The following is a 13362-nucleotide window of genomic DNA, read 5'->3' on the forward strand; positions in this document are numbered from 1 at the left end:
CCCCCCCCCCCCCCCCCCCCCCCCCCCCCCCCCCCCCCCCCCCCCCCCCCCGAACACCTATGAACAAACAAATTCTCATAAATTATTTTTTTTTGTTGTGTGGTGGGTGTTTTATTTGAGTCCCCGGCCCGGCCCCGGGCCCGCGGGCCGGGGCGGCGGGGCGCGCGGGGGGGCCGCCCCCCCCCCCCCCCCCCCCCCCCCCCCCCCCCCCCCCCACCCCGCCATCCCTCAGCAAACCACCTTCTGCTGTCGCTGTTGCTGTTGCTGTTGCTCTGGATCGTAGCGGGTACAGGGCGCAGCCCTGCCAATCCCCTACCCCTTGGCCATTGCCTGCCACCACTGCGACAGCAGCTCCGGCCTGCGCAGGCGCTCGCGCCACCAGCGCAATGCCGCTCCATCCTCACCGGTGCGCCAGGCCAGCCAGAAGGCCTCTTCCGGCTTGTGCTCCTCCACCTCACGGATCACCAGCTGGCCGCGCGCCACTGCAGCGCGCGCGCATGGCTCGGGCAGGAAGCCGAAGCCCACGCCTTCGCACTGCAGCTTCAATTTGCTGGCCATGTCGGGCACGGTCAGCATCTCCTGCCCCATCAACAGGCCCACCGTGCGCGGCAGCAGCCTGCGCGCCGAATCGGAAACGGCGATCGCGCAATGCTCGACCAGCTGCTCACGGCCCAGCACGCCCTGCACGTTGGCCAACGGATGATCGGGTGCCACCGCGAACACGAACGCCACCGTGCCCAGCGGCTCGACCACATAGCCGCCACCACTGGGCCCTTCGCCCGGCGCGCCGACCAACAGGTCGGCACGGCGGTCGAGCAGAGCCTCCCAGGTGCCGGACAGGGCCTCGCCGATCAACCGCAACCGGGTTGGTGCCTCGGCCTCACGGAATGCGGCGATATCCGGCCCAAGCAGCCAGGTCGGGAACACCGAATCCACCGCCAGGGTCAGTTCGGTCTCCCAACCCGACGCCACCCGGCGCACCCGCAGCTCCAGCTCGCGGGCCGCGCGCAGCAGGTGTCGGCCTTCGTCCAGCAGCGCGCGCCCGGCCTCGGTCAGCTCTGCACGTGGGCCGACCCGGTCGAACAGCTGCACGCCCAGATCCTCCTCCAGCTTGGCCACGGTATAGGAGATCGTCGAGGGCACCTTGTGCAGGGCCTTGCCGGCGGCGGCAAAGGAGCCACGGCGGTCGATGGCATCCAGGATCTGCAGGGCATCGAGGCTGAGCTTGAGCATTCGAATTTTTCGATGATGGTCGTCAAAACTATCCGTTTTTCAAACCCCGGACGCAAGCGGATACTTCTCTCCAACGGGGAAACACAGCGGTCACTGGTCCACCCCGCCCCATCGAAACCATCGAACAATGAGATTCCCTCATGCTGCAGATCCGCAAGAGCGCTACCCGTGGCCTGGCCGAGCATGGCTGGCTGTCCTCGCGCCATACCTTCTCCTTCGCCAACTACTACGACCCCCGTTACGTCAGCTTCGGCCCGTTGCGGGTGATCAACGAAGACAAGGTGATCGGCGGCCAGGGCTTCGGCACCCACGGCCACAGCAACATGGAGATCATCTCCTACGTGCTGGGCGGTGCACTGGAACACAAGGACTCGATGGGCACCGGTTCGGTGCTGCGCTACGGCGACGTGCAGCGCATGAGCGCCGGCAGCGGCGTCACCCACAGCGAGTTCAACCACTCCGCCGACGAGACCGTGCATTTCCTGCAGATCTGGATCTTCCCGGACACCGAGAACATCGCGCCGTCCTACGAGGAGACCCACTTCACGCCGGACAGCAAGCGCGGCCAGCTGCGCCTGATCGCTTCGCCGGACGGTGCCGAGGGCTCGCTGCGCATCCACCAGGATGCCCGCATCTTCGCCACCATTCTTGATGGCGGCCAGAAGCTGCACCATGCGCTCGGCAACGGCCGTGGCGCCTATGTGCAGGTGGCGCGTGGCCAGCTGCAGGTCAACGGCATCACCCTGGAAGCCGGTGACGCGCTGCAGGTCAGTGACGAAGCCCAGCTGACCCTGGAAAACGGCAACGACGCCGAAGTGCTGGTGTTCGACCTGCCGCTGTAAACACGCCCTGTCCTGAAGACGTGGCCCGGCGATGCGGAAAGGCATCGCCGGGCCCGCTGCGCCTGATGGACGGCCCGCAATCGTATTCGGCCTTCGGTGACCCGAATGCCCCTTGCCCGATGCGACTGGAAACGCTTTCATGACAGTGTTTATCCGGACCCGCTCTCGCATGACGCCTTCATCTCCGCGTGCCCAGCAGCACGCCACCCGTGCCGCCTTCTTCATTCCTGGATTCGCCACCGCCGCGTGGGCGCCGATGGTGCCTTACGCCAAGGCCAAGGCCGGGCTGACCGACGCCAGCCTCGGCGCCGTGCTGCTGTGCCTCGGGCTCGGCTCGCTGCTGGCGATGCCGCTGGCAGGTGCACTGACGGGGCGGTTGGGTTGCCGCCGGGTGATGGTGATCACCTGCGCGATGATGCTGTGCGCCCTACCCTTGCTGGTGCTGGCAACCTCGCCGGTGTCGCTGGGCGCGGCGCTGTTCGTGTTCGGTGCCGGCGTCGGTGCACTGGATTGTGCGATGAACATGCAGGCGGTGGCGGTCGAGCGCGATGCCGGGCGCGCGATGATGTCCGGCTTCCACGCCTTCTACAGCATCGGTGGATTCGTCGGTGCTGGCTGCATGACCGGGCTGCTGATCCTCGGCACGCCGCTGTGGCTGGCCGCGCTGGTTTCGGTGGTGGCACTTCTGCTGGTTGCGATGCTGTCGGCGCCGCATTGGCGTCCGCAACGGATCCTGCACGAAGGCCCGCTGCTGGCACTGCCGCATGGCGTGGTGCTGTTCATCGGCGTACTGGCCTTCGTGGTGTTCCTCGCCGAGGGCTCGATGCTGGACTGGAGCGCCGTGTTCCTGGCCGAAGTGCGGCAGGTGCCGCGTGACCAGGCCGGCGCCGGCTTCGCGTTGTTCACCCTGGCGATGACGGCAATGCGCCTGTTCGGTGACGGCATCGTCGAGCACCTCGGCCGCACCCGCACCCTGGTCTTCGGCGGTATCACGGCCGCGGCCGGCTTCACCCTGGCCACGCTGGTGCCCTCGTTTCCGGTGGCGCTGGCCGGCTACGTACTGGTCGGGCTGGGCTGCGCCAACATCGTGCCGGCGCTGTTCTCGATGGCAGGCCAGCAGCGGGTGATGCCGGAAAGCATCGCCATCACTGCCGTGACCACACTGGGTTACGCCGGCATCCTCGCTGGCCCGGCTGCGATCGGCGCAGTGGCGCACGCCACCAGCCTCGGCTTTGCCTTCCTGTGCGTCGCCGTACTGCTGCTGGGCGTAGCCGCCTCCGCCCGCTCACTGGCCCGACGCGTGGCCTGACAGAAAAAGGGGACGGAGGGGATTAAGTCGCACCTGCCCCGAGTGTGCTGCAAACGACTTAATCCCTTCCGTCCCGTTTTTTCAGCCGTGTGCCAGCCATTCGGCCTGGGCCGGCAGCTGTGGGGCTGGGCACGCGCTCTGCGGGTGGCGCTGGTCGCGCGCCATCCAGTCATCGACCACGCCGGCCAGCAGGTCCAGCCGCAGCGGCAGGGTGATGTGGTCCTCTCCGCGCATTTCGATGTAGTGCGCGCGCGGGTTGGCCTGCGCAAGCTGCCGGCCCTGGCTGACTGGAATATGCTGATCACCCTGCCCGTGCAGCAGCAGCACGCAGGCGCGGGTATCGGCCAGCGCACGCGCAACGTCGACGCGGTCCAGATCGACATCGATACGGCGGCTTGCGGCGGCGATGACCTGGTTGATGTCCTGGCCCCCATAGCGCCAGCGTGCGTACGACGCCACCGCCTGCGCCCTCAGGCCCTCCGGCTGCAGTCCCATCAGGTGCGGGATCATCGTGCGGATCGCCGCACCGGCATTGGCGAACGATTCCATCGCCACCACCCCGGCTACCTGGTCCCCCAGCTTGTCGGCGGTGAACAGCGCCGTGGCCGCACCATAGGACACACCGAACAGGTACAGCGGGCCGGTCACTTCGCCGCGCGCGCGCAGCTCGCCGATGACATCGACGACGTCATCCGATTCATAGGTGCCATAGCCGGACGGACCTGCACCGGACTGGCCATGGTTGCGAAGGTCGAGCGTGACCACGCGGTAGCCGGACTCGGCCAGCTGCAGCGACCATGGCAGCATCGAATCACCATTCATCATCCACCCGTGTAGCAGCACCACGGTGCCGCGTGGCGCCTGCGCGCGGAACGGCTGTGGCACGGCCAGACTCAGGCCGGTATCAAGAGGCAGGCCGTTCTCATGACGCTGCGGAAGGTAGTGGTACCGCGCGCCGTAGTCACCGGGATCGAACACGCGCCAGAAGATCGGCACGCCATCGCGACCCGCTGCGAAGCCATGCCGGTTGGGCAGCCCGGCAATGGCCGCGGCGATGCGCGGGCGATCGAGCAGGGTCGACACGCCGCCTGGCGCGATCAGCCGGTCGGCAAGCGAGGTGGACGAGGCGTTGATCGAGGATGAGCATGCAGCCAGCCACAGGCCGGCGCACGCCAGCAACAACAGCAGCAGGCGCTTCATGGGCAATCGGGAAAGGATGCGACAGCGTGGCAGGTTAACGACGCGGGCGTGGGCCATCTATCGCGCGTGGATGACGGCTTGATGACAATGCGGGATCGATTCAGGTTGTCACAATGGCGCGATCGACCTCGGCATTGATCCGGATCAATGAATACGCCGGCATGCTTGTCCACAGTGCCCCCATGCGCACCTCGTTCAAGCTCGCCATTGCCCTGGCCGCCGCGCTGGCCGCCGCCTATGGCATCGCCCGCAGCACGCCCTACTGGTTCGCACCTCGGCAGGCCGCGCAGGTCGACATCCACGACCCGGCGCTGATCGCGCAGGGGCAGTACCTGTCGCGCGTCGCCGACTGTGCGGCCTGCCACACCGCGCCGGGCGGCAAGCCGTTCGCCGGTGGCCTCGGCATGCAGACGCCGATGGGCACGATCTACTCGACCAACATCACCCCCGATCCGCAGACCGGCATCGGTGCCTACGATTACGCCGACTTCGAACGCGCGGTGCGCCGTGGCATCCGCCACGATGGCCAGCCGTTGTATCCGGCAATGCCGTACGCCTCGTACGTGGTTGCCCGCGACGCCGAGATCAAAGCGCTGTACGCCTATTTCATGGGCTCGGTGCAGCCGGTGAAGCAGGACAACGCCGACAGCACGATTCCATGGCCCGCCAACATGCGCTGGCCTCTGGCATGGTGGCAACTGCTGTTCGCACGCCCACGCAGCTTCAGCCCGGATCCGTCGCTGGACGCCGGCCAGCAGCGTGGTGCCGAACTGGTGGAAGGCCTGGCGCATTGCGGTGCCTGCCACACGCCACGCGGGCTGGCGTTCCAGGAAAAGGCGATGGCCGATGATGGCAGCCGCCAGTTCCTGTCCGGTTCGGTGCTGGAAGGCTGGTACGCGAAGAACCTGCGCAGCGAATCGACCGGCCTGGCCAGCTGGAGCGAAGGTGAGATCGTCGATTTCCTGCGCACTGGCCGCACCGAACGCTCTGCGGCTTTCGGTGGCATGGCCGACGTGGTCGAGCACAGCACGCAGTACCTGTCCGACGCGGACCTGCTGGCGATGGCACGCTACCTGAAGCAGCTGCCCGCCCGCGAAGGACGCAGCGCACAGTGGTCGCCCGGCACCGACACCACCACCGCCGCACTGCGCAGCGGCGACTACCGCGTGGCCGGTTCGCTGGCCTATGCCGAGCACTGCCAGGCCTGCCACCGCGCCGACGGCCGCGGCATGCCTCGCGTCTATCCGGCCCTGGCCGGCAACTCGATCGTGTTCGCCGACGATCCCAGCTCGCTGGTGCAGGTGACCCTGATCGGCGGCCGCACGCCACAGACCCCGCACGACCGCATGGCCTTCACCATGCCAGGCTTCGAGCAGCTGCCGAATGCGCAGCTGGCACAGATCCTGACCTTCATCCGCAGCAGCTGGGGCAATCAGGCCAGCGCAGTGAGCGAGGTCGACGTGGCGCGCATGCGCCGGGTGGTGCGCGACAAGCCGGTGCACTACGTTCCGCAGGAGGCCGCACAATGAAGCGTTCGCGCACGCGTTCCCGCCTGCTGATCGGCAGTGCGATCACCCTGGTGCTGCTGGCCGGCGCCGGTACCCTCGCTTACCGTCATCTGTACCCGGATCTGGATGCCGCCGTGACCGGCACGATCGATATCCTCGATGCACAGGGCAAGGTGGTCGGCGCCTACCATGCGCCGAGCGCCGAAGAAATCGCCGGGCTCGGCAATGCCGAGTCGGTGATGCTCGGCCGCCGCATCCTCAACGAAACCGCACGACTGCTGCCGGACAACGTCGGCAACGATCTGAACTGCAATTCGTGCCACATGGCCGAGGGCAAGCGTCCCTTCGGCAACCACTACTTCAACACCGGTGGCGGCGCCTATCCGCGTTACATGCCGCGGCCTGGCAAGGTGATCGGCCTGACCGAACGCATCAATGGCTGCCTGCAGCGTTCGATGAACGGCAAGCCGCTGCCGAAGGACGCGCCACAGATGCGCGCGATGCTCGACTACATGGCGTGGCTAAACAGTGCAGTGCCGGACGGTGCAAAAGTCGCCGCGCCAAGCGAAGGGCCCATCGACAGCACGCTGGCCCCGGATCCGATCCGCGGCCAGGCGCTGTACGCCGCGCAGTGCGCTGCCTGCCACGGCGACAACGGCGAAGGCCGGCGCGACGCCAGTGGTGACATCGCTTTCCCGCCGCTGTGGGGCGACCACAGTTTCAACATCGGCGCCGGCATGGCGCGCCTCTACAAGGCGGCCGGTTTCGTCAAGCACAACATGCCACCGGCAGTGACCCGCGAACCTCCGCTGGGGCAACAGGTGATGCCCGACCAGGATGCGGTGGACATCGCCAGCTATTTCATCAACCAGCCGCGGCCGGACTTCGCCAACAAGGGCAAGGACTGGCCGCGCGACCCGAAACCCAAGGACGCGCGGTACTGATGCAGGCAGCAGCTGCGGGCCGTCACACAACACGGTTCCTGCATCTTCGCGTCATGCCGATGTCATTGGCGCTGCCGACACTCCGGGGCTTCCCTCTGCTGAAGGTCCGGTTTCGATGCGAACGATTGCGTGCTTTCCCCGTGTTTCGCTGCTTGCCCTGCTGATCGCCCCTGCACTGGACGCCCTGGCCGAAGCACCGCAGGGTGACGCGGCCGAGGCGCGCAGCACTGATGCCCGTACCCTGGACCAGGTGCAGGTGATCGGCCAGGCCACCAGCTACGCCAAGACCTCGGTGCGCGCGGAAACGCTGAACCGGCAGACCGTGATGAGCAGCGTCAACGATGCACTCAACGAGGTGCCCGGCGTGGTGGTCAGCGAGGCCGATGCCACCGGTTCGTCGGTGTGGGGCACGCAGATCAGCATGCGTGGCTTCGTCACCAACCGCGATACGCAGCAGATCGGCACCACCATCGATGGCCTGCCCAACGGCGGTTCCGGTTACGGCGGCGGCTCGCTGGCCAACCGCTACATCGACACCCTCGACCTGGAAACGGTGGAAGTCAGCCAGGGCACCGCCGATATCTCCTCGCGCTCGAACGAAGCGCTGGGCGGCACGCTCAACTTCCTCACCAGCGACCCGTTGCAGGACAGCCGCCTGCGCTTCGTGGTCGGCGCCGGTGACAACGATGCGCGCAAGTACTACGTGCGCTACGACACCGGCCTGCTCGGCGGCCACACCCGCGCCTGGGTCAGCGCCTCCTCGTCGAAGGTGCACGACTGGATCGACGGCACCGGGCACGCCAGCAACGACCACATCGCCGGCAAGTTCATCACCGAACTGGACCGCTGGACGCTGACCGGCTACCTGTCCTACAACGATGCGGACGAGCCGGAATACACCAGCGTCTCACCGAAGGGCTTCGCGACCAATCCGGATCGCGACAACCTGGTCGGTACCCTCACCGGCATTCCCTACCTGGACCAGAACTACCGTTCCGGCTCGCGTGCGTTGCGCGAGAACACCTTCGGCTACCTGCGCGCGGCCTTCGACGCTGGCAACGGCTTCAAGGCCTCGGTGGCCGCCTACGGGCACCGCATGCAAGGCCGCGGCGACTGGCTGCCACCGTACCTGGCGCAGGTCAGCGATGACGGTGCTGGCCGCCCCGAATCGGAGTACATCGGTGGAAAGACCGTGTACGGCGGCAGCAATCCTGGCCAGATCTTCTTCGTCAATCCCGACGGCAGCGCCGCGCAGCGCCTGGCCAACTGCACACCGCGGCTGGGTTTCACTGCCGAATATGATCCGAACTGCTACGCCGGCAACGTGCTGGGCGCGCAGTCGTATCGCCACACCCACTACGACAACGACCGCATGGGCGTGACCGCCGACGTCGAGTGGCGGCAGACCTTCGGCACGGTCGACAACACGATCCGTGGCGGCCTGTGGGTGGAGAAGCTGGACCGATCGGCACGCCGCGACTGGCATCGCCTGCTCAACGTCGGCCAGGATATCGCCTTCGACCATCAACCGTACTGGGTACAGTTCGAGGACAAGTACAAGGTTGACGAGCAGATGTACTACGTCGAGGACGTGGCGAGGTTCGGGCCGTTCAGCGCACGCCTGGGCGTGAAGCAGTTCTTCGTCGACCAGTCGCGCCGCCGCGTGATCGGTGCCAGCGAGCACGTCAGATCCGATTCCAGGTCCGACCCGCTGCTGTCCACCGGCTTGACCTGGGCGCCGGGCGTGGAAGGCATGGAGCTGTTCGCCGGCTTCTCGCAGAACTTCGCCGCGATTCCTTCCGGCGTGCTCGGCGAGACCGACCCGCAGCGCTTCCGCAACGTCGAGCCGGAAACCGCTGACAACATCGAAGTGGGCATGCGCATCAGCCGCTGGCCGCTGACGGCCTCGGTCACGCTGTACAACATCAAGTTCGACAACCGCATCGTCTACCTGCCGGCCGGCTTCGTCAGCGGCATCGACTACCTGGGCGAGACCGACGGCGTCTACGAGAACTTCGGCGGCGTGGAAAGCAACGGCCTGGAAGCGGCGTTCGGCTATGGCTGGGACAACGGCTGGCGCCTCAACGCCGCCTATACCTACAACCTCTCCAAGTACCTGGGCAGTGGCGATGCCGCGCGTGATACCCAGCTGGGCATCGTCGACGGCGCCAAGGTGATCGGCCAGCCCGAACAGACCCTCGTCCTGTCGGCGGACTGGCAGGGTGAGAACTGGAACTTCGGCCTGTCCGGCCGTTACCTGGGCACGCGTTATCTCGACGCCGCCAACGTCAACAAGCTGCCGTCGGCCACCGTGTTCAACGCCAACATCGGCTTCGACCTGCAAGGCCTGTCGCCGCGCCTGAAGGGCATGGGCGCCAACCTGGTGGTGAGCAACCTCACCGACAAGCGGTATCTTGCAGGGGTGGACGGCCGCGACAACGCCTTCATCGGCGCTCCGCGCACCGTCGGCATCTCTTTCCGCGTGGACCTGTGAGTGAGCCCGTGACCGATATCGGCCGACGCCGGTTGTTGCAGGCCGGCGTTGCCGCCGGCTTTTCTCCACTGCTGCCCAGCATCGCCCGGGCCGCCGCGATCGCCCCCGCCGCGCAGACGCGCAGCCTGGAAGACCTGCAGCACATCGTGGTGTTCATGCAGGAGAACCGTTCGTTCGACCACTACTTCGGCACGCTGCCGGGCGTACGTGGCTTCGGTGATCGGTTCGTCGCCCCGGCCGCCGCGCTGCAAGCTGGTGGCCGCGTCCGCAGCCTGTGGCTGCAGCCCGATGCCAGCGGCAAGCGCGCGATCGCGCCGTTCCCGCTGGATACCGCCGCGCATTTCGGCTACATGCGCGTGGAAGGCACGCCGCATACCTGGCCCGATGCGCAGCGCGCCTGGGACCAAGGTCGCATGGGGCAATGGCCGAAGGCCAAGCAGAACCATTCGATGGGCTACTTCCAGCGCAGCGACCTGCCGTTCCAGTTCGCGCTGGCCGATGCCTTCACGATCTGCGATGCCTACCACTGCGCAATGCAGGCCGGCACCAACCCGAACCGGGTGTTCCTGTGGACCGGCCACAACGATCCGCAGGCCCACGCTGGTGGCCCGGTGATCGCCAACTCGCACGACAATTTCCCTGAACAGGGTGGGCACCCGGCGTCGTACCGCTGGACCAGCTATGTCGAGCGCCTGCAGAGGGGCGGCGTGTCCTGGCAGATCTACCAGGACATGGCCGACAACTTCACCGACAACCCGCTGGCGGGTTTCGAGGCCTTCCGTCAGGCCCACCGCGCGGCGCCAGGGCATGACCCGCAGCTGCGCGCTCGCGGGGTCAGCACGCGGGGCCTGACGCAGCTGCGCCAGGACGTCATTGACGGGCGCCTGCCGCAGGTCAGCTTCATCATCGCCGACGCGGCCGGCAGCGAACATCCCGGCCCGTCCAGCCCGGCACAGGGCGCGGCCTATACCGCACGCGTGCTGGATGCGCTGACCGCCGATCCGGACGTGTGGAGCCGCACCGCCCTGCTGCTGATGTTCGACGAGAACGATGGCTTCTTCGACCACATGCCGCCCCCTGCCCCGCCTTCGCCGGTGGACGGTGGCTGGGCGGGTGTATCCTCGGTCAGCACCGAAGGCGAGTACCACCGGCACCCGGCACCGGGTGACGAAAAGTACGATCTCGCCGAACTGCGCGGGCGCCCGTACGGTCTGGGACCGCGCGTGCCCCTGTACGTGATCTCGCCGTGGAGTCGCGGCGGCTGGGTCGATTCGCAGGTGTACGACCACACCTCGGTCATACGGCTGATCGAGCGCCGCTTTGGTGTGGCGGCACCGGACATCTCGCCGTGGCGCCGCGCGGTCTGCGGCGACCTCAGCACTGCGTTCGACTTTGCCCAGCGCGATACCCGCCCGTTCGTCCGCGGCCTGCCCGACGTGAGTGCGGTTGCCGCACGCGCCGCTGCCTTGCCGGGACGCACCGTGCCCACGCTGCCAGTGGGGCTGAAACCAGCGAAACAGGAAAGCGGTGTACGCCCGGCGCGCGCCCTGCCCTATCGTCCGCAGGCATCGATTGCCGCAGTCGATGCCTCGGGTGTGGATCTGACACTGTCCTGCGAAGGCGCGGCGGCCGTGCTGCATGTCTACGATCGGCTGCGGCTGGATGCGGTACCACGCCGCTACACGCTGCTGCCAGGTACGCCACTGCGCGAGCGCTGGCCGCTGGACGCCCAGGGTCGCTATGACCTTTGGCTGCTTGGTCCGAACGGCTTCCACCGCCACTTCCAGGGTGCGGTCAAGGCGCCTGCCGTGCAGGCTTCGATCGAGCGCGCGGACGGCCAGCTACGGCTGCAGCTGCGCAATCTGCACAACAGCGCGCAGAATGTGCGGGTGCAGGCCGGCGCCTATGCCGGGCACATGCCGGAGCAGGCGCTGGTGCTGCCGGCGCATGCTGAGGCCACGGTGGCGTGGGACGGGGCGCCCACCGCAGGGTGGTACGACCTGCGCATCGGTGCGGGCGACAGTGCACTGCGACTGGCCGGCCGCGCCGAGGATGGGCGCCCCGGCACCAGTGACCCGGCAATGGGCAGCGAGCCATTGCGGTTCGAGCACGATTGAGGAGCCCTCTGTAGAGCCGAGCCCATGCTCGGCTGCTTTGTCGGGGCAATGCGACCAGGGCGAGAAGCAGCCGAGCATGGGCTCGGCTCTACGGGGCAGATCGGCAGATTCAGGCCTCCTGCAGCCCCGGCCGGCCGTGCTCCACCGCATAGCGCTTCCAGCTCTGCAGCGCGCCATTCGGCTGCATTACGGTATCCAGCGTCTTCATGTCGCCGATCCACGCATCGCGGGTGACATCGCACAGCACGTAGCCACGCTTGTCGGTGGTCGCCTTCAGGTAGGGACTGTGCGCAAGCTGGTTCATGGCATACGCGTCCACGCCCTGGCCGTCGGCACCGGAAGTGATCGAGGTGGCGAGGAACTCGCTGGAGACCACACCCGAGTCACGGTGGTCCTGTACCAGATCGCTGGCGTAGTGGCGATGCGCGTCGCCGCAAGCGGTCACCACGTTGCCGAAGCCCACCTTCTGGATGTGATCGAGCAGGCGTCGGCGGCTGTCCAGATAGCCCGACCACTGGTCGTCGGACGACTGCACTACCCCGTCCTTCTCGCGCATGTAGTTGCCCAGCGCCACCTGGTGGGCGATGGTATGCCAGCGCGGCGCCGCATCGGCCAAGCCGTCGAACAGCCAGCGTTCCTGCTTCGCCCCCACAATGCTGCGCTCCGGCGATTCCACCTCCTCACGCAGCGCCATGTTCACCTGCTTGCTGCGGTACTGGCGGGTGTCGAGCAGGTGCAGATCCATCAGCGTGCCGTAGCGTGCGCGCCGGTACATCTGTATGTGGCCATCGCGCGGGAATGCCGTACGGCGCAGCGGCATGTTCTCGTAGTAGGCCTGGAACGCCTGCGCGCGCCGCAGCAGGAACACTTCGCTGGGCGTATCGTCCTGGTCTTCGGCGCCGGCCCAGTTGTTGTCCACTTCGTGGTCATCGAAGGTGACGAACCAGGGGGCCGACGCATGCGCGGCCTGCAAGTCGGCGTCGCTCTTGTACTGGGCGTAGCGGCGGCGGTAATCATCCAGCGTATAGATCTGCGGGCCGACGTGGTTGCGCAGGTTGGTGAACGGCTGGCCGTTCATCTTCCGCGGGCCCGGCTGGCTTTCGCCTTCGTAGATGTAATCGCCATAGTGGAAGACGAAATCGAGCGGTTCCTCGGCGATGCGTCGCCACGCGGTGTAGTGGCCTTCTTCGTAGTGCTGGCAACCAGCCACCACAAAGCGCACCCGGTCCACCGCTGCCGTGGCTGACGGCAGCGTGCGCGTACCACCCACTGCGCTGGCGTGGCCGCCTACGGTGAAGCGGTACCAGTAGGGCCGTCCGGGCGCCAGCCCGTCCAGCTCCACGTGCACCGCGTGGCCGAGTTCGGGATGCGCGAGGGCCGAACCCTGGCGTACCACCTTGCGCATGCCTTCGTCTGCTGCCAGTTGCCATTCGACCACCATCGGCCGGGCCGGCATGCCACCACCGAACACCAGCGGCTCGGTCGCCAGCCGTGTCCACAGCACCATGCCATCGGCCGAGGGATCACCCGAGGCCACGCCCAGGGTGAAGGGCGTGCTGGCAAAGCGCGGCGAGGCCAGCAGGTTGCGTGGGTTCAGTGCAGTGGCGTCGGTCTGCGCGGCCAGTGCGCGCGCCGTGCCCATCCAGGCCCCTGCGGCCGACAGGCCGGCCAAGGCCAGGAATCGCCTGCGATTGATCGTCTCCACGGATGACCCC

At 67.3% G+C, this 13362-nt stretch carries 9 protein-coding genes; 6 read left to right on the forward strand and 3 right to left on the reverse strand.

Annotation, left to right across the window (positions count from 1 at the left end; genetic code table 11):
• Positions 1-312 precede the first annotated feature (312 nt).
• Entirely contained in the window at positions 313-1233 is a 921-nt protein-coding gene (locus WDC87_RS06825) for a LysR substrate-binding domain-containing protein (RefSeq protein ID WP_088497759.1), read from the reverse strand.
• Between the two features lie 140 nt (positions 1234-1373).
• On the opposite strand from WDC87_RS06825, the gene WDC87_RS06830 reads away from it, so the two are divergent.
• The gene (locus WDC87_RS06830) at positions 1374-2075 is read left to right on the forward strand and encodes a pirin family protein (RefSeq protein ID WP_005416106.1); all 702 of its coding nucleotides are present in this window, start codon (positions 1374-1376) and stop codon (positions 2073-2075) included.
• Positions 2076-2244: 169 nt separating this feature from the next.
• Positions 2245-3384 (forward strand): MFS transporter, encoded by a 1140-nt coding sequence (locus WDC87_RS06835; RefSeq protein WP_088497758.1) that lies wholly within the window; start codon positions 2245-2247, stop codon positions 3382-3384.
• 81 nt (positions 3385-3465) lie between these two features.
• On the opposite strand, the gene WDC87_RS06840 is transcribed toward WDC87_RS06835, so the two are convergent.
• Positions 3466-4584 carry an alpha/beta fold hydrolase gene (locus WDC87_RS06840; RefSeq protein ID WP_072166661.1) on the reverse strand — a complete coding sequence of 373 codons (1119 nt, stop codon included), beginning with the start codon at positions 4582-4584 and terminating at the stop codon, positions 3466-3468.
• 182 nt (positions 4585-4766) lie between these two features.
• Here WDC87_RS06840 and WDC87_RS06845 point away from each other — a divergent pair, with 182 nt between their 5' ends.
• From WDC87_RS06845 to WDC87_RS06860, 4 genes are all read left to right on the forward strand, one after another.
• Positions 4767-6113: a cytochrome c gene (locus WDC87_RS06845; protein ID WP_252744329.1), complete on the forward strand. Its 1347-nt coding sequence runs from the start codon at positions 4767-4769 to the stop codon at positions 6111-6113.
• A complete protein-coding gene (locus WDC87_RS06850; protein WP_252744326.1) occupies positions 6110-7036 on the forward strand; it encodes a c-type cytochrome in 927 nt (308 codons plus the stop codon). The genes WDC87_RS06845 and WDC87_RS06850 overlap by 4 nt, the downstream gene beginning before the upstream one ends.
• 115 nt (positions 7037-7151) lie before the next feature.
• The gene (locus WDC87_RS06855; protein WP_252744325.1) at positions 7152-9530 is read left to right on the forward strand and encodes a TonB-dependent receptor; all 2379 of its coding nucleotides are present in this window, start codon (positions 7152-7154) and stop codon (positions 9528-9530) included.
• 8 nt (positions 9531-9538) lie between these two features.
• On the forward strand, positions 9539-11647 hold the full coding sequence (locus WDC87_RS06860) for a phospholipase C, phosphocholine-specific (protein WP_252744324.1): 2109 nt from the start codon (positions 9539-9541) through the stop codon (positions 11645-11647).
• Positions 11648-11756: 109 nt separating this feature from the next.
• Here the strand turns inward: WDC87_RS06860 and WDC87_RS06865 are convergent, their stop codons facing one another.
• Complete coding sequence (locus WDC87_RS06865; protein WP_252744323.1) at positions 11757-13352, reverse strand: alkaline phosphatase D family protein; 1596 nt, start codon at positions 13350-13352, stop codon at positions 11757-11759.
• Positions 13353-13362: the final 10 nt, after the last annotated feature.

The sequence above is a fragment of the Stenotrophomonas maltophilia group sp. Smal12 genome, assembly GCF_037079935.1.
In the GTDB taxonomy this organism is placed as follows: Bacteria; Pseudomonadota; Gammaproteobacteria; order Xanthomonadales; family Xanthomonadaceae; genus Stenotrophomonas; species Stenotrophomonas sepilia.

Excerpts from the sequence above, each read along its gene's own strand:
- WDC87_RS06825 (WP_088497759.1), bottom strand. The coding sequence starts at position 1,233 with ATGCTCAAGCTCAGCCTCGATGCCCTGCAGATCCTGGATGCCATCGAC.
- WDC87_RS06830 (WP_005416106.1), top strand. The coding sequence starts at position 1,374 with ATGCTGCAGATCCGCAAGAGCGCTACCCGTGGCCTGGCCGAGCATGGC.
- WDC87_RS06835 (WP_088497758.1), top strand. The coding sequence starts at position 2,245 with ATGACGCCTTCATCTCCGCGTGCCCAGCAGCACGCCACCCGTGCCGCC.
- WDC87_RS06840 (WP_072166661.1), bottom strand. The coding sequence starts at position 4,584 with ATGAAGCGCCTGCTGCTGTTGTTGCTGGCGTGCGCCGGCCTGTGGCTG.
- WDC87_RS06845 (WP_252744329.1), top strand. The coding sequence starts at position 4,767 with ATGCGCACCTCGTTCAAGCTCGCCATTGCCCTGGCCGCCGCGCTGGCC.
- WDC87_RS06850 (WP_252744326.1), top strand. The coding sequence starts at position 6,110 with ATGAAGCGTTCGCGCACGCGTTCCCGCCTGCTGATCGGCAGTGCGATC.
- WDC87_RS06855 (WP_252744325.1), top strand. The coding sequence starts at position 7,152 with ATGCGAACGATTGCGTGCTTTCCCCGTGTTTCGCTGCTTGCCCTGCTG.